This is a genomic window from Pseudoxanthomonas sp. LjRoot125 (genome assembly GCF_964252705.1).
Lineage (GTDB): Bacteria > Pseudomonadota > Gammaproteobacteria > Xanthomonadales > Xanthomonadaceae > Pseudoxanthomonas_A.
Genome location: NZ_CAXUOY020000002.1, coordinates 61,928 through 77,695 on the forward strand (window position 1 = coordinate 61,928; position 15,768 = coordinate 77,695).

Consider the following 15,768-nt stretch of genomic DNA (forward strand, 5'->3'; position numbering starts at 1 on the left):
GGGGCCTGGGTATTACTCGCGGTCGTACAGAAGATCCCACACCCCGTGGCCGAGCTTCTGGCCGCGGGTCTCGAAATGGGTCTGCGGGCGCCACGCCGGGCGCGGCACGCTACCGCGCCGACCGGCGCGATTGGTCAGGCTCGGCGTCGCATCCAGCACGTCCCACATATGCTCGGCATAGGCTTCCCAGTCGGTGGCGCAGTGCAGGCGACCACCGGGACGCAGTTTGCGCGCGATCAGCGCGGCGAACTCGGGCTGCACCAGGCGGCGCTTGTTGTGGCGCTTCTTGTGCCACGGATCCGGGAAGTAGATGCGCACTTCATCCAGCGCGCCGTCCGCCACTTCGTGCTGCAGCACTTCCACCGCATCGTGGTGGTAGACGCGCACGTGGTCGCTGCCGTCCTCGGCCAGCGCGTTCAGCAAGCGGCCGACACCGGGAGCGTGCACCTCGAGGCCGAGGTAGTCGCGGTCCTTGTCGTGCGCAGCAGCGAAGCGCAGGGCCTCGCCGTTGCCGAAGCCGATTTCCAGCACGCGCGGTGCCGTGCGTCCGAACACCGCATCGTAGTCCCGCGGCGTACCGGTGTAGTCCAGCCCGAACCGCGGCCACTGCGTATCGAACGCCCGTTGCTGGGCATCGGTGAAGCGCCCCTGCCGGAGCACGAAGCTGCGGATTTCGCGCCGGCCTTCGCTAATCGTGAACGGCTTGGGCGGTGTCTTGGCGCCCGGGCTGGAAAACGGATCCGTCATCAGCCGATCAGTCCGTCGATCGGACTCGATGCCGACGCATTGCGCTTGCGCGGGATGCGGCCGGCCAGGAATGCTTCGCGGCCGGCTTCCACGGCCTTCTTCATGGCGCTGGCCATCAAGATCGGATGCTTGGCACCGGCGATGGCGGTGTTCATCAGCACGCCGTCGCAGCCGAGCTCCATCGCGATGGCGGCATCGGACGCGGTGCCTACGCCGGCATCGACCAGCACGGGGACCTTGGCGTTCTCGATGATCTCCAGCAGGTTGTACTTGTTCTGCACGCCCAGGCCGGAACCGATCGGCGCGGCCAGCGGCATCACCGCAACGCAGCCGATCTCTTCCAGGCGGCGGGCCAGGATCGGATCGTCGCTGGTGTAGACCATCACCTGGAAGCCGTCCGCGACCAGCTTTTCGGCAGCGGCCAGGGTCTGCACCACGTCGGGGTAGAGGGTCTTCGGGTCGCCCAGCACTTCCAGCTTCACCAGCGTATGGCCGTCGAGCAGTTCGCGGGCCAGCCGGCAGGTGCGCACGGCGTCGTCGGCGGTGTAGCAGCCGGCGGTGTTCGGAAGCAGGGTGTAGCGGTCCGGCGGCAGCACGTCGAGCAGGTTGGGCTCGTTCGGCGACTGGCCCAGGTTCGTGCGCCGGATGGCGACGGTGACGATCTCGGCGCCCGCGGCCTCGGTGGCCAGGCGGGTTTCCTCGAAATCCTTGAACTTGCCGGTGCCGGTCAGCAGGCGGGAACGGTAGGTCTTGCCCGCGATCACCAGCGGGTCATGGGGGACGGTGTTGGACATCCCTCGATTATCGCCGATGTTGGGGCAGGGTGGCATCGCGAAGCCACCGCATGCGCGCGGATCAGCCGCCGCCGAGGGCGTGCACGATCTCGACGCGGTCGCCGGCCCGCAGGTGCGCATGCGCGTGCTGGCCACGCGGAATGATCTCGCCGTTGACCTCGACGGCGACCCGGCGTTCGGCCAGGCCCTGCTGTTCGAGCAGTGCGAGGAGGGTGCTGTGCTCGGGCAGTGCGTGCGGCTGCCCATTCAACTGGATGTCCATGGCGGCATTGTCGCCGATGACGGTTGCCATTGCCGCATTGCAGCGTGTGCCGCGGCCGCCTTTGGTGGAAGGATGCGCGCCATGCGCAGCCGTACGGCAGAGCCGGCACGCAGCCCACCATCCAATGCCCCGGGAGAGTCCATGAAGCGTTCCAGTTCGCCCGTCCGTTCGTTGCTGGCCGTCGCGCTGGCGATGGCGGCAGTCCCCGCCCTGGCCGAGAACGGCCCCTACACGCAGACCGTGTTCTTCGGCGACAGCCTGACCGATGCCGGTTACTTCCGGCCGCTGCTGCCCGCCAACGTGCGCGCGGTGACCGGCCAGTTCACCACCAACCCCGGATTCGTCTGGTCCCAGTACCTGGCCGAGTACTACGGCACCAGCGCCTACGCCAACGGCAATGGACAGGTGGGCACCAACTACGCCGCCGGTGGTGCCCGCGTGGGCACCAACACCACGGGCGCGCTGGGTCCCATCCCTTCGCTGGCCACCCAGGTCAACACCTATCTGAGTTCGACCGGCGGCCGTGCCGATCCCAATGCGCTCTACACGGTATGGGGCGGTGCGAACGACCTGTTCGCCATCACCAGCGGCGGCGCCAACCCGACCACGACCATCGGTGCCGCCGTCACGGCGCAGGTGGGCATCATCGGTACGTTGCAGACGGCGGGTGCGCGCTACATCCTGGTGCCGACGATCCCGGACCTGGGCGTGACGCCCGGATTCCGCGCCCAGGGCACCGCAGCGGCGGCGGCGGGCACGCAGCTGTCGACGACCTACAACACCGCGCTGTTCGATGCGATCGACACCGCGGGTTTCCGGGTGATCCCGCTGGACACGTTCACCCTGCTGCGTGAGATCGTCGCCAGCCCGGCCGAATACGGTTTCGCCAACGTCACCGGCACGGCGTGCCAGCCGCAGATCACCGCCAACTCGCTGACCTGCAATCCGACCTCGTACGTCACTCCGAATGCACCCGATACCTACGCGTTCGCCGACGGCGTGCACCCGACCTCGCGCGCCCACAGCATCCTGTCGCAGTACGCAGTGGCGATGCTGGAAGGGCCGCGCCAGATCGCGCTGCTGCCGTACACCGCGTCCGTGCACGGACGTGCCCGTGCGGATCGCGTGGCTTCGCACGTCAACGGCAAGCCCGAGGCCGATGGCATGCGCTGGTGGGGCGACCTGCGCGGCGACTTCCTGCGCTACGGCCACGGCGACCTGTATGACGGCGCCGGCCCGATGGGCACCTTCGGCGTCGATTGGTCGAGCGGCTCGCTGGTCTACGGCGCGTTCGCCGGCTATGGCCGTGCGCAGTACGACTTCGGTAAGCGCAGCGGCAGCTTCGACGAATCGGATGCCACGCTGGGCGGTTTCGCGGGCTGGTACGGCGACCGCCTGTGGGCGAATGCGCAGGTCAGCTACAGCTGGATCTCCTACGACGTCGATCGCGAAGTGCAACTGGGCGATGTGACCCGCCGCCACAGCGGTTCGCCCGACGGCACCAACCTGAGCCTGGGCCTGAGCGCCGGCTACCAGTGGGGCGAGGGCGCGTTCCGCCACGGTCCCGTGATCAGCGTGGTGTCGCAGACGATCGAAATGGACGGTTACAGCGAGAGCAACGTCAATTCCAGCGCGCTGGCGTATCCGGACCAGGATTTCGATTCGCTGATCGGTAGTGCGGGTTACGAGGTCAGCTATGCGATCAACGATCACCTGCAGCCGTATGCGCGTCTGACGGTGGACAAGGAGTTCGAGGATCCGGCTGAGGAAGTGTTCGCGCAGGCGCTGTCGCTGCCCGGCACCAACCCCTATGCCGTGCCAGGCCTGGATACCGACACCGGCTACGGCACCCTGCTGATGGGTGCGCGCACGAAGCTTTTCGGCTTCGATGCCAACCTGGGCGTCACCACCACGGTGAACCAGGGAGGTGGCACGAATACCACGGCGTTCATGACGCTGGGCGGCAACTTCTGATGCACCTGAGCAATGCGGCGCCGGCCAACGGCGCCGCATTGCCTTGCCGCCCGGGCCGGCATAGACTGCGGCCGTCCGCGCGGGTGTAGTTCAATGGTAGAACTGCAGCTTCCCAAGCTGCTAGCGTGGGTTCGATTCCCATCACCCGCTCCACCCTCTCGTTTTTCGTCATCGTCCGGCCTTGCGGACGTGCGATGCTGTTCGCGACCCCGGTGATTCCGCGCCCATGAAGCTCGCCATCCTGTCGCGCAACAGCAAGCTGTACTCCACGCGCCGCCTCGTCGAAGCGGCGCGACAGCGCGGCCACACCGCGCGCGTGCTCGATCCGCTGCGCTGCTACATGCGCATCTCGTCCTCGGGCTTCCAGTTGCACTACAAGGGCAAGTCGCTCGCGGACTACGATGCGGTCATCCCGCGTATCGGTGCCTCCATCACCCGCTACGGTACCGCGGTGCTGCGGCAGTTCGAGTTGATGGGCACCTACAGCCCGAATCCTTCCGACGCCATCCTGCGCGCGCGCGACAAGCTGCGCGCGCACCAGTTGTTGGCGGCACAGGGCATCGACCTGCCGGTGACGGTGTTCGGCGACAACCCCGACGACACCACCGACCTGCTGTCGATGCTGGGCCCGCCACCGCACGTGATCAAGTTGAACGAGGGGTCGCAGGGTGCCGGTGTCATCCTCACCGAGAAACCCTCGGCATCTCGCAGCGTGGTCGAGGCCTTGCGGGGGCTGTACGCCAGTTTCGTGGTGCAGGAGTTCATCGGTGAAGCCGAGGGTGCGGACCTGCGCTGCTTCGTGGTCGGCGACGAGGTCGTCGCTTCGATGCGGCGCCAGGCACCCGAGGGAGACTTCCGTTCCAACCTTCATCGCGGCGGGACGGCCATGCGCATGGAGGCCACCGACGAGGAGCGCGCCGTCGCGGTTCGCGCAGCGCGGGTGCTCGGCCTGGGCGTGGCCGGCGTGGACCTGATCCGGGCCGCCCGCGGTCCGCTGGTCCTGGAGGTCAACTCCACCCCGGGGCTAGAAGGAATCGAGGCCGTCTGCGGGGTCGACGTGGCCGGAAGGATCGTGGACCACCTCGCGGCCAAGCCCTGAACAGGGGTGGGGCCGCGATGCCGGTCGAAAATTTCGGATTTCACGCGGATTTAACGCTGTCTTTAACGGCTGTTTAATCGATTTCCGCGTAGCCTTGTCCGGACCGCAGCTCTGCGTTCCTCCCGGTGATTCATCTGGAAAGCACAGGATTACGGTAATCGGGGCTTTATTTGGCCCAAGCGGGCGTCCACCCGCTTGGGCCTTTGTTTTTTTGCACGCCGCCATTGTCGCGTGCTATGACAGAATCCGAATTATCGCGGCGCCCGTGTCCGACCCTTGCCGGTGCGGTGCGCCATTCCTTCCGTGACGAACGAGGTGTTGAATGTACAAGGTGGTACTCGGCTCCATGCTGGCGTTGGCTGCTGTGACGGCGCACGCCAAGATCGATTCCGGCAGCGACGGCAGCCCCACGAAGCTGAACCTCAGCGGTTCGTTCGAGGAGCAGCGCACCGCCATCCTCAAGGACCTGGACGGCGGCAAGGTCTACGCCGAGATCACGGCCAAGGAGCGCGGCGACGTCAAGGAAGCGTTGGCCCGCATCTCGGGCGCACTGCAGGCGCCGAGCGGCGTGCAGGGCCTCAACGATGAGGAAAAGACGCGGGTGTTCAACGACCAGGAACTGGTCAACAGCATCCTGACCCGCGCGGGCGAGGACAGCAGGCTGGTCTGCACGCGTGAGAAGAAGGTCGGTTCGCACCGTCCGACCACCCAGTGCCTCACGGTGGCGGAACGTCGCCGCATGGCCGAGGCTGGGCAGGACCTGATGCGCCAGCAGAAGATCCCGCTCCGCGGCAACAACTAAGGGTTCCTGATGCGCATCCTCGTCATCGAAGACAACAGCGACATCGCCGCCAACCTCGGCGACTACCTGGAGGAGCGTGGCCACACCGTCGACTTTGCGGCCGACGGTGTGACCGGGCTGCACCTGGCGGTGGTGCACGAGTTCGACGCCATCGTGCTCGACCTCAATCTGCCGGGCATGGATGGGCTGGAGGTCTGCCGCAAGCTGCGCAACGAAGCGCGCAAGCAGACACCGGTCCTCATGCTGACCGCGCGTGATTCGCTGGACAATAAGTTGGCCGGGTTCGATTCCGGTGCGGACGACTATCTGATCAAGCCGTTCGCGCTGCAGGAAGTCGAGGTCCGCCTCAATGCACTCTCCCGCCGCGGCAAGGGCGTGCAGACACGCGTGCTTGAGGTGGGCGAACTCGAGTACAACCTGGACACGCTGGAAGTGCGTCGCCAAGGCAAGCTGCTGCAGCTCAACCCGACCGCGCTGAAGATCCTGCAGGCGCTGATGGAAGCCTCGCCCGCCGTGGTGACCCGCCAGGAACTCGAAACCCGTGTCTGGGGCGAAGAGTTGCCCGATTCGGATTCCTTGCGCGTGCACATCCACGGTCTGCGCGCCGTGGTCGACAAGCCGTTCGACTCGCCCTACATCCAGACCCGCCACGGCATCGGATACCGCATCGCCGCGCCCGATGCCAGCAACTGAGTCGCCTAAACCCCGCCGCCACCGCCGCTTCAGGCGGCGGCTGCGCACCCGCATCATCCTGTCGTTCGTCCTGTTGGGGTTCGGACTGACGGTGCTGTTTGCCTACGCGACCATCGTCGCGCGGCAGCGCGTCGAGGACCAACTGGTCGAAGACGTCATGAATCGCAATCTGGACGAGTCGTGGCGCCGGTTTGCGCAAAGCGAAGGCCAGGTGATCGGCGCGCCATTCGAGCAGGTGAAGGCGTACTACTATCTGCCCGACAAGTTCGAAAGCCTCAGGGTCAACAAGCCCGAGTGGTATGCGTTGCCGGATGGCATCCACAACATCACCGATATCGGCGATGACGGGAAGGCATATCCTTTCAAGCTCGGGGTAAGGAAAACGCCACAGATCTGGTTTTTCCTCGCCTACGACATGGGGCAGACCGCGCGTGCCGAAGTGCAGTTCAAGCGTGCCGTGTATGGATCGATTGTCGTGTTCACCGTCTTTTCGCTGGTGGTGGGCTGGTGGTCCGCGTCCCGCGTCATGAGTCCGGTTTCCGAGCTCGCGGCGCGCCTGCGTGCCTATCGCGGCAGCAGCAATCCGCGCGCCCTGGCACCGCACTTCCCGCAGGACGAAGTGGGCGAGTTGGCGAAGGCATTGGACGACTACTCGGAGCGGCTGACCGAAGTCGTCCAGCGCGACCGCGAGTTCAACGCCGACGTCAGCCACGAGTTGCGCACGCCGCTCGCCATCATCCGTGGCTCGGTGGAACTGATGCTGTCGCGTCCGGACATGGACGAGAAGACACGGACGCGCATCCAGCGCATCCAGCGCGCAGAACAGCAGTGCACCGATCTAATCAGCGCGCTGCTGCTGCTGTCGCGCAACGAGCGCGGCCATGGCAATACCGATGTAGCTCGCGTGGTTGACCAGCTGCTCGACTCCCACCGCGCCACGCTGGGCGGCAAGCCGCTCACCCTGCGCGTGGAAGGCGAAGAAGGCGCCCGGGTGGATTCGCCCGAGGCCGCGCTCTCCGTGGCGCTGGGCAATCTCATCGGTAACGCGGTGAAGTACACCAAGGAGGGCGAAGTCATCGTCCGTCTGCTGCCGGACGCGGTCGAAGTCGTGGATTCCGGACCTGGCTTGAGCAAGGAAGACGCAGCACGCTTGTTCGAGCGTGGTTACCGTGGAACGCATGCCGGCCATTCGCAGGGTGGCGGCATCGGCCTGTCCATCGTCAGCCGGCTGTGCGCGCTTTATGGCTGGCAGGTGGGCGTGCGGCCCGGCGAAACCAAAGGGGTGGTGGCGACGCTGCGGTTCTCGCCGATGCGGGATGCCTCGGTCGATGGTCCGGAACGCAGCTGAGTCCGCCAGACCGCGACGCGCTTAGAGCGTGATCCAGAAACAGTTGTAGGCCCGCCGCAATCCGAACGTGGTGTTCGAAGGCGTGGCGCTGTTCTTCAACGTCTGCACCACGCGCAGACCCACGGGCCGCGAACGCTGCGTGGTGGTGGGGTAGTAGCCGTCCTGGTTGGCGTCGACGACGGCGCCTTCTGCATCGATCACCGGCGCAGGGTCCGGCCGGATGGGCACGATGTCCACGAGCGGTCGCTGTGTAACCGCATCGAGCTGGTTGAGGATGCGCAGGGCGGCGGCATCGGACACACCGCTCCAGTGGTAGACGCCGGCCAGCCGATTGACGTCGCCCGCGCTGATCGCCATCGATACCTGCGCCACGAGGTCGCTCAACGTGCGCGAACACCCTCCGCGATAGAGCGCGCCTGCCGTTGAAGGCCCGGTGCTGCTGGCGGAAGGCAGCCGATCCATCGCCCCGATGTCTTCGCAGTTCTTGTCGGTGTAGACAGTGTCGCCACCCATGGTCGTGCAGCGTTGCACGCCCTGCTGCTGCGCTCGCGCAGGCGATGCATCGAATGCGGCCCACAGGCAGAGGCTGGCGAGGAGGAGAAGCGAAACGCGCATGTCCGCAGCGTAATCCGGGCATGGCGGCCGGTCACGATGCGCATGCGCGGATTGCGACCGCCGTTCACGTGCGGGTGGGGCGCGTGGCGCGCCCCGGCGTTCAGTCCGCCCAGCCCAGGCGCGACAGGACAGTCTGGGTGGGCTTGGCGAGGTTCAGTGTATAGAAGTGCAGCGACGGCGCGCCGCCGGCGACCAGGCGCTCGCACAGGTTGGCCACCACGTCGGCGCCGAAGTCGCGGATCGCGTCGGCGTCATCGCCGAGCGCCTGCATGCGCTTGCCGATCCAGCGGGGGATCTCTGCCCCGCACGCTTCTGAAAAGCGGCGCAGCTGGGCGAAATTGGAGATCGGCATGATGCCCGGGATGATCGGGATCTCCACGCCGAGCTTGCGTGCCGCATCCACGAAGTGGAAATAAGCGTCCGGGTTGTAGAAGTACTGCGTGATCGCGCCGTCGGCACCGGCATCGACCTTGGCCTTGAAGTGGCGCAGGTCCGTCAGCGCATCCTCGGCTTGCGGGTGCGTTTCAGGGTAGGCGCCGACCTCGATATGGAAGATGTCGCCGTGCTCGGCACGGATGAACTCGATCAGTTCCGAGGCGTAACGCAGGTCGCCGGGATGCCCCATGCCGGACGGCAGGTCGCCGCGCAGCGCGACGATGCGCTTGCAGCCCAGGGCCCGGTAAAGCCGCAGCAGTTCGCGGATCTCCTCGCGGCTGCCACCCACGCACGACAGGTGGGGCGCGGCATCGAAGCCGTGGTGCTGGTTGAGGTGGCGGACTGTCTCGGAGGTGTAGCTGAGCGTGGAGCCGCCGGCGCCGAACGTGCACGACACGTATTCGGGCGCATGCGCCTTCAGCTTGTCCGCGGTGCGGTCGAGCTGCGCGCGCTGCTCATCGGTCTTGGGCGGGTAGAACTCGAACGAAACCGGGATCGGCATGGAAAGGCCCCGAGGGGCAGGCGCATCCCCGCGCCTGCCGTGGATCGAGAGGGCGGCGTCGCGCCGCCCCCGTGCACTGCGTCGATCAGTAGCGGTAGTGGTCCGGCTTGTACGGGCCGTCGACCGACACGCCGAGGTAGTCGGCCTGGTCCTTGGTGAGCGTGGTCAGCTTCACGCCGATCTTCTCCAGGTGCAGGCGCGCGACTTCCTCGTCGAGCTGCTTCGGCAGGCGGTAGACGGTCTTCTCGTACACGTCCTTGTTCGCCCACAGGTCGATCTGCGCCAGCGTCTGGTTGGCGAACGAGTTCGACATGACGAAGCTCGGGTGGCCGGTGGCGCAGCCCAGGTTCACCAGGCGGCCTTCGGCCAGCAGGAAGATCGCGTTGCCGTTCGGGAATACGAACTTGTCGACCTGCGGCTTGATGTTGATGCGCTTGGCTTCCGACGCGTACAGCGCATCCACCTGGATCTCGTTGTCGAAGTGGCCGATGTTGCAGACGATGGCCTGGTCCTTCATCGCCTTCATGTGCTCGAGGGTGATGATGTCCTTGTTGCCGGTCGTGGTGACGTAGATGTCGGCCTGGCCCAGGCTGTCTTCGACGGTATTGACCTCGAAGCCTTCCATCGCCGCCTGCAGGGCGCAGATCGGGTCGATCTCGGTGACGATGACGCGGGCGCCGTACGCGCGCAGCGAGTGCGCCGAGCCCTTGCCCACGTCGCCGTAGCCGCAGACCACGGCGAGCTTGCCGGCCAGCATCACGTCCATCGCGCGCTTCAGGCCGTCGGCCAGCGACTCGCGGCAGCCGTACAGGTTGTCGAACTTGGACTTGGTGACCGAGTCGTTGACGTTGATCGCCGGCACCAGCAGCTTGCCCTGTTCGGCGATCTGGTAGAGGCGATGCACACCGGTGGTGGTCTCTTCGGACACGCCCTTCCAGTCCTTGACCACGCGCGTCCAGTAGCCGGGACGCTCTTTTGCGACGCGCTTCAGCAGGTCCTTGATCACCTGCTCCTCGTGGTTGCCCGAGGCGGTGTTGACCCAGTCGCTGCCATTCTCGAGCTCATAGCCCTTGTGGATCAGCAGGGTGACGTCGCCGCCGTCGTCCACCACCAGCTCCGGGCCCGTCTGGGTGCCATCGGCCAGGGTGAAGGTCAGCGCGTCCAGCGTGCAGTCCCAATACTCTTCCAGCGACTCGCCCTTCCAGGCGAACACCGGCGTGCCGCTGGCGGCGATCGCGGCGGCGGCGTGGTCCTGCGTCGAGAAGATGTTGCACGAGGCCCAGCGCACGTCGGCGCCGATGTCCTTCAGCGTCTCGATCAGCACGGCGGTCTGGATCGTCATGTGCAGCGAACCGGTCACGCGCACGCCCTTCAGCGGCTTGGTGGCGGCATGCTTGCGGCGGATGGACATCAGGCCGGGCATCTCGTGCTCGGCGATGTCGAGTTCCTTGCGGCCCCAATCGGCCAGGGAAATGTCGGCGACTTTATAGTCGCCCTCGGTGGAAAACTTGCGTACGGCGTTCATCAGTAGTGGCTCCGGGAAAGGTGGCGAGCGAGGCTCGCAGCTTGACCGGGCGCCGTTGCAATTCCTGCCGAGCCTGGCCGTGCTTGCCTGTTGAACAGACATCACGGTCGCAGCGCCCCTCGGCGGCCAACATTATATCTCTTGTTCCGGATGAAACGATGACGCACGCATTGGCCTGATCGGGTAGGCTTCGGAATGCTGCCCTGCAGCAGACCAATTGTCCGGAAAGACAATACCAATCCAGGCCAAATGAACGACGGGACCTCCGCAGCGCGCATGAACAGCCCCCGCAGCCTCGAATTCGCACCGCCCGATGTCCCGCTGCGTGAAGACGTCCGCAGGTTAGGGGCACTGGTCGGGGACATGCTGGCTGAGCAGGTCTCGCCGGAATTCCTCGCCGAGGTGGAGCGTGTGCGCACCACCGCCATCGCGCGCCGCCAGGCCGGTGAGCCCCCGCAATCGCTGGCGGGCCTGCTCGATGGCCAGTCCCCGGCGCAGGCGGAAGCGTTGATCCGCGCCTTCAGCACCTACTTCCAGGTGGTGAACATCGCCGAGCGCGTGCATCGCATCCGCCGCCGGCGCGACTACCAGCGAGCTGGCAGTGCGCGACCGCAGCCGGACGGCCTGCACGACGCGCTGGCACGACTGAAGGCGCAGGCCGTCGGCCTTGAGGAACTGGCCGACTGGCTGCCGCGCATCGACGTGGAGCCGGTGTTCACCGCGCACCCGACCGAAGCGGTGCGTCGCGCGCTGTTGGAAAAAGAACAACTGATGGTGGCCAGCCTGATCAACGGGCTGGACGGCACGCGCACGCCCGGCGAACTGGCGACCGACACCGCGCGCTTCCGCATGGCGCTGACGTCGGCCTGGCAGACGGCCGATTCCTCGCCGGTGCGCCCGGGTGTCGAAGACGAACGCGAGCATGTCGGCTTCTACCTGATCGAAGTGCTGTATCGGGTCATCCCGGTGCTGTACGAAACACTCGAAAGCGCGATCACCGACGTGTACGGCGCCGCGCCGGACGTCACTGCGCGGCTTCCGCGCGTACTGCGCTTCGGCACCTGGGTCGGCGGCGACATGGACGGCAACCCGAACGTCGACGCGCGCACTGTCACCGCCACGCTGGATGCGCAGCGACGCGCCATCCTCACGCGCTACCTCAAGGAGCTGCGCCAGCTCACCACGCTGCTCAGCCAGTCGAGCTCGATCATCGGGGTGTCCGATGACGTCGTCGCACGTGTCGATCGTTACCGTGCCCTGATGCCCGAGGCTGCGAAGAAGTCGCGGCCTCGCCATGGCGACCAACCGTACCGGCTGCTCAACGACCTGATGCGCGCCCGCTTGCAGGCCACGCTGGAAGATCGCCCCGAAGGCTATGCGTCGCCGGACGAACTCGCGCAGGACGTCGATCTCATCATGCACAGTCTGGAGGCCCACCGCGGCATCCACGCCGGCTGGTTCGCGGTGCGCAGGCTGGCGTGGCGCGTGCGTACGTTCGGGTTCCACCTCGCACGGCTCGACGTGCGCCAGGAGTCCAGCGTGCATGCGCGCGCGGTGGCGGCCGCGCTGGGCGATGGGGATTGGGAGCAGCGCGATGCGGTCGAACGCGCCGCGTTGCTGGGTCCGTACGCCAGCGGCGATGCGGTGCTGCCGGCGTCCGACCAGGAAGGCAACGAGCGCCTGGATGCGGTGTTCAAGGCCTTGGCCGATGCGCGCACGCGCCACGGCACGGATGCCCTGGGTACCTACATCATCAGCATGGCGCACAGCCGCGCCGACGTACTGACCGTGCTCGCGCTGGCGCGCCGGGGTGGACTGGTCGACGACCAGGGGCAGGTGCCGCTGGATATCGCGCCGCTGTTCGAAACCATCGACGACCTGGGCCACGGTACCGAGGTCTTGCGCGACCTGCTGGCCGATCCGGTCTACCGCGCCCACCTGGCCGCGCGTGGCAACGTGCAGATGGTGATGCTGGGGTATTCGGACAGCGGCAAGGACGGCGGCATCGCCGCTTCGCGCTGGGGCCTGCAACGCGCGCAAGTGGACCTGGTCGACGCGGCGCAGGAGCTGGGCATCCGGCTGACGTTCTTCCATGGCCGCGGCGGTTCGATCATCCGTGGCGGTGGCAAGACCACGCGTGCGCTGGAAGCCGCACCGCGCGGCAGCGTCGACGGTCGCCTGCGCGTGACCGAGCAGGGTGAAGTGATCCATCGCAAGTACGGCATCCGTGCGCTGGCATTGCGTTCGCTTGAACAATCGGTCGGCGCGGTGCTGCTGTCCAGCGTGCGGCCGCGCCCACCGGAGCCGCGCGAAGCGCGTTGGCGCGAGATCATGGCGCTTGTCGCACGCGAGAGTTCGCAGGCCTATCGCGCCTTCGTGCAGGCGCCGCGTTTCATGGACTATTTCCGCAGCGCTACGCCGATCGACGTGATCGAGCGGATGACGCTGGGCTCGCGCCCCTCGCGGCGATTGGGCCAGGATGCGGCGCTGGGCAACCTGCGCGCGATCCCCTGGGTCTTCGCCTGGAGCCAGGCGCGCGCCGTCATCCCGGGCTGGTACGGCGTGGGGACCGGTCTGCAGGCCGCAGCCGACGCTTATGGCGAAGAGGCGCTGCGCGAAATGGCGCGCGACTGGCCGTTCTTCAAGACCTTCCTCGACGACGTCTCGATGGTGCTCGCCAAAGGCGACCTGAGCATCGCCGAGATGTATTCGAAGATGGCCGGTGACCTGCACGGGGAGTTCTTCCCGAAGGTGCAGCAGGAACATGCCGCCGCGGTGCGCTGGGTGTTGGCGCTCAATGGCAACGAATGGCTGCTGCAGCACGACCAGCGACTGGCGCTGTCGATCCGGCTGCGCAATCCCTACATCGACCCGATCAGCGTGATGCAGGCCGACCTGCTGAAGCGCTGGCGCGCCAGCGAGCGCGAAGACGACGCGCTGCTGCATGCGCTCGTCGCCAGCATCAACGGTGTGTCGCAGGGCGTGCAGAACACCGGGTGAGCGCGAGATCTGTGGTGTGGGAGCGACGTAAGTCGCGATGAGGCGTTACTGGCGTGCCATCGCGACTTACGTCGCTCCCACATTGGCAGCACGGCGCTTCAACCATCCAGCTCCGACCAGCGCTGGTAGGCGAGGTCCAGTTCGGCCTGCCGGGCGGCGAGCTCGTCGTTCGCGCGCTGCAGGTCGGCCGGCGATTGCTGGTAGTACGCCGCATCGTTCATCGCGGCGGTGCGTGCGGCGATGTCGGTTTCCAGCGTCTCGATGCGCGCCGGCAGCTGCTCCAGTTCGCGCGCCTCCTTGAAGCTCAGCTTGCGCTTGGCGGCGACCGGTTCGGGTTGCTTCGACAGCATGGGTTTGGCGGGCGACGAAGCCGCCGCCGTCGCGGGTGCGCGGCGTTGCCGCAGCCAGTCCGTGTAGCCGCCCACGTAGTCGCCGAGCTTTCCTTCGCCCTCCAGCACGAGGGTGCTGGTGACCACGTTGTCGAGGAAGTCGCGATCGTGGCTGACCAGCAACAGCGTGCCCTTGTAATCCAGCAGCAGCTCTTCCAGCAGCTCCAGCGTCTCGACGTCGAGATCATTGGTCGGTTCGTCCATCACCAGCAGGTTGGAGGGCTGGGCGAACAGTTTGGCCAGCAGCAGCCGGTTGCGCTCACCGCCGGACAGGCGGGTGATCGGCGCGCGCGCGCGCTCGGGCGAGAACAGGAAATCCTGCAGGTAACCGATGACGTGCTTGCGGCTGCCGTTGATCTCGACGAAGTCGCTGCCTTCGGCGACGTTCTCCAGCGTGGTGCGCGATTCGTCCAGCTGGCTGCGGTGCTGGTCGAAGTACGCGATCTGGAGGCCGGTGCCCAGCTTCACCTCGCCGTGCTGCGGCGCAAGTTCGCCCAGCAGGATCTTCAGCAGTGTCGACTTGCCCGCACCATTGGGACCGATGATGCCAACGCGGTCGCCGCGCATGATCGTCGCGGACACGTCGTCCAGCAGCACGCGGCCATCGTAGGCCTGGGTGATGTGCTTGGCCTCGATGACCTTCTTGCCCGACGACTGCGCGGCGGCGGCTTCCATCTTCACGTTGCCGGACAGCTCGCGGCGTTGCGCGCGCTCGCGGCGCATCGCCTTCAATGCGGTGACGCGGCCCTCGTTGCGGGTGCGTCGCGCCTTGATGCCCTGGCGGATCCACACTTCTTCCTGCGCCAGCAACTTGTCGAAGCGCGCATTCTCCTGCGCCTCGGCGTGCAGGCGCTCTTCGCGGCGGCGCAGATAGTTGTCGTAGTCGCCCGGCCAACTGGTCAGCTGGCCGCGGTCGATCTCGAGGATGCGCGTGGCCAGCGAGCGCAGGAAGCTGCGGTCATGGGTGACGAAGACGATGCTGCCGCCGAAGGACTTCAGGAAGCCCTCCAGCCAGGCGATCGCCTCGATGTCGAGGTGGTTGGTGGGCTCGTCCAGCAGCAGGATGTCGGGGTCGCGCACCAGCGCCTGCGCCAGCAGCACACGGCGCTTCATGCCGCCGGACAGTGCGGCGAAGTCGGTTTCCTCCGGCAGTTCCAGCCGCTCGAGCACCTGCTGCACGCGGCGGTCCAGGTCCCAGCCGTTGCGCGCTTCGATCTGCGCCTGCGCTTCGCCCATCGCATCCATGTCGCCGTCGTGCAACGCGTGGTGATAGCGCGCCAGCAACTGGCCCAGGTCGCCCAGTCCCTCGGCGACCACGTCGAATACGGTGCCCTGCGTGTCCTGTGGCACTTCCTGCGCCATGCGCGCGACGACCACGCCGTTCTGCACGCGGATCTCGCCATCGTCGGGCTTGAGTTCGCCGGCCATCAGCCGCATCAGCGTGGACTTGCCCATGCCGTTGCGGCCGACGATGCAGACGCGCTCGCCGGGTTCGATGGACAGGTCGACGTGTTCTAGGAGGAGCGGCCCGCCGACGCTGAAGTCGACCCGCTGGAATTGCATCAGGGACATGTGCGTATTGT

At 66.7% G+C, this 15,768-nt stretch carries 13 protein-coding genes, 1 tRNA gene and 1 riboswitch; of the genes, 7 read left to right on the plus strand and 7 right to left on the minus strand.

The window, feature by feature from the left end:
* Positions 1–12 precede the first annotated feature (12 nt).
* From trmB to thiS, 3 genes are all read right to left on the minus strand, one after another.
* A complete protein-coding gene (gene trmB, locus ACSION_RS15860; RefSeq protein ID WP_435306784.1) occupies positions 13–747 on the minus strand; it encodes a tRNA (guanosine(46)-N7)-methyltransferase TrmB in 735 nt (244 codons plus the stop codon).
* A complete protein-coding gene (locus ACSION_RS15865; protein ID WP_435306785.1) occupies positions 747–1,541 on the minus strand; it encodes a thiazole synthase in 795 nt (264 codons plus the stop codon). The genes trmB and ACSION_RS15865 overlap by 1 nt, the downstream gene beginning before the upstream one ends.
* Positions 1,542–1,602: 61 nt before the next feature.
* Positions 1,603–1,803: a sulfur carrier protein ThiS gene (thiS, locus tag ACSION_RS15870; protein ID WP_435306976.1), complete on the minus strand. Its 201-nt coding sequence runs from the start codon at positions 1,801–1,803 to the stop codon at positions 1,603–1,605.
* Positions 1,804–1,977: 174 nt separating this feature from the next.
* Between thiS and ACSION_RS15875 the strand changes: the two genes are divergently transcribed.
* From ACSION_RS15875 to ACSION_RS15900, 6 genes are all read left to right on the plus strand, one after another.
* Positions 1,978–3,777 carry an autotransporter outer membrane beta-barrel domain-containing protein gene (locus ACSION_RS15875; RefSeq protein WP_435306977.1) on the plus strand — a complete coding sequence of 600 codons (1,800 nt, stop codon included), beginning with the start codon at positions 1,978–1,980 and terminating at the stop codon, positions 3,775–3,777.
* 79 nt (positions 3,778–3,856) lie between these two features.
* Positions 3,857–3,930: transfer RNA gene (locus ACSION_RS15880), tRNA-Gly, on the plus strand.
* A 73-nt stretch (positions 3,931–4,003) separates the two neighbouring features.
* Positions 4,004–4,876, plus strand: coding sequence for a 30S ribosomal protein S6--L-glutamate ligase (rimK, locus tag ACSION_RS15885; protein WP_435306786.1), 873 nt, complete (start codon positions 4,004–4,006; stop codon positions 4,874–4,876).
* A 322-nt stretch (positions 4,877–5,198) separates the two neighbouring features.
* On the plus strand, positions 5,199–5,678 hold the full coding sequence (locus tag ACSION_RS15890) for a hypothetical protein (RefSeq protein WP_435306787.1): 480 nt from the start codon (positions 5,199–5,201) through the stop codon (positions 5,676–5,678).
* Positions 5,679–5,687: 9 nt separating this feature from the next.
* Complete coding sequence (locus ACSION_RS15895) at positions 5,688–6,371, plus strand: response regulator transcription factor (RefSeq protein ID WP_093487792.1); 684 nt, start codon at positions 5,688–5,690, stop codon at positions 6,369–6,371.
* Positions 6,358–7,719, plus strand: coding sequence for a sensor histidine kinase (locus ACSION_RS15900; RefSeq protein WP_435306788.1), 1,362 nt, complete (start codon positions 6,358–6,360; stop codon positions 7,717–7,719). Before ACSION_RS15895 ends, ACSION_RS15900 begins: the two co-directional genes overlap by 14 nt.
* Before the next feature lie 21 nt (positions 7,720–7,740).
* On the opposite strand, the gene ACSION_RS15905 is transcribed toward ACSION_RS15900, so the two are convergent.
* From ACSION_RS15905 to ahcY, 3 genes are all read right to left on the minus strand, one after another.
* Entirely contained in the window at positions 7,741–8,334 is a 594-nt protein-coding gene (locus ACSION_RS15905) for a hypothetical protein (RefSeq protein ID WP_435306789.1), read from the minus strand.
* 100 nt (positions 8,335–8,434) lie between these two features.
* Positions 8,435–9,271, minus strand: a complete 837-nt coding sequence (gene metF / locus ACSION_RS15910) for a methylenetetrahydrofolate reductase [NAD(P)H] (RefSeq protein WP_435306790.1) — start codon at positions 9,269–9,271, stop codon at positions 8,435–8,437.
* Between the two features lie 85 nt (positions 9,272–9,356).
* Positions 9,357–10,796, minus strand: a complete 1,440-nt coding sequence (ahcY, locus tag ACSION_RS15915) for an adenosylhomocysteinase (protein ID WP_435306791.1) — start codon at positions 10,794–10,796, stop codon at positions 9,357–9,359.
* A 40-nt stretch (positions 10,797–10,836) separates the two neighbouring features.
* A riboswitch (S-adenosyl-L-homocysteine riboswitch) is annotated at positions 10,837–10,923 on the minus strand.
* A gap of 149 nt (positions 10,924–11,072) precedes the next feature.
* On the opposite strand from ahcY, the gene ppc reads away from it, so the two are divergent.
* The gene (gene ppc, locus ACSION_RS15920) at positions 11,073–13,796 is read left to right on the plus strand and encodes a phosphoenolpyruvate carboxylase (RefSeq protein ID WP_435306792.1); all 2,724 of its coding nucleotides are present in this window, start codon (positions 11,073–11,075) and stop codon (positions 13,794–13,796) included.
* Positions 13,797–13,894: 98 nt separating this feature from the next.
* On the opposite strand, the gene ACSION_RS15925 is transcribed toward ppc, so the two are convergent.
* Entirely contained in the window at positions 13,895–15,757 is a 1,863-nt protein-coding gene (locus tag ACSION_RS15925; RefSeq protein WP_435306793.1) for an ATP-binding cassette domain-containing protein, read from the minus strand.
* Positions 15,758–15,768: the final 11 nt, after the last annotated feature.

What these genes read in the sequence shown, in the direction of transcription:
- ACSION_RS15890 (WP_435306787.1), top strand. Translation starts at nt 5,199, where the DNA reads ATGTACAAGGTGGTACTCGGCTCCATGCTGGCGTTGGCTGCTGTGACG.
- thiS (WP_435306976.1), bottom strand. Translation starts at nt 1,803, where the DNA reads ATGGACATCCAGTTGAATGGGCAGCCGCACGCACTGCCCGAGCACAGC.
- metF (WP_435306790.1), bottom strand. Translation starts at nt 9,271, where the DNA reads ATGCCGATCCCGGTTTCGTTCGAGTTCTACCCGCCCAAGACCGATGAG.
- trmB (WP_435306784.1), bottom strand. Translation starts at nt 747, where the DNA reads ATGACGGATCCGTTTTCCAGCCCGGGCGCCAAGACACCGCCCAAGCCG.
- ahcY (WP_435306791.1), bottom strand. Translation starts at nt 10,796, where the DNA reads ATGAACGCCGTACGCAAGTTTTCCACCGAGGGCGACTATAAAGTCGCC.
- ACSION_RS15925 (WP_435306793.1), bottom strand. Translation starts at nt 15,757, where the DNA reads ATGTCCCTGATGCAATTCCAGCGGGTCGACTTCAGCGTCGGCGGGCCG.
- ACSION_RS15900 (WP_435306788.1), top strand. Translation starts at nt 6,358, where the DNA reads ATGCCAGCAACTGAGTCGCCTAAACCCCGCCGCCACCGCCGCTTCAGG.
- ppc (WP_435306792.1), top strand. Translation starts at nt 11,073, where the DNA reads ATGAACAGCCCCCGCAGCCTCGAATTCGCACCGCCCGATGTCCCGCTG.
- ACSION_RS15895 (WP_093487792.1), top strand. Translation starts at nt 5,688, where the DNA reads ATGCGCATCCTCGTCATCGAAGACAACAGCGACATCGCCGCCAACCTC.
- ACSION_RS15905 (WP_435306789.1), bottom strand. Translation starts at nt 8,334, where the DNA reads ATGCGCGTTTCGCTTCTCCTCCTCGCCAGCCTCTGCCTGTGGGCCGCA.
- rimK (WP_435306786.1), top strand. Translation starts at nt 4,004, where the DNA reads ATGAAGCTCGCCATCCTGTCGCGCAACAGCAAGCTGTACTCCACGCGC.
- ACSION_RS15865 (WP_435306785.1), bottom strand. Translation starts at nt 1,541, where the DNA reads ATGTCCAACACCGTCCCCCATGACCCGCTGGTGATCGCGGGCAAGACC.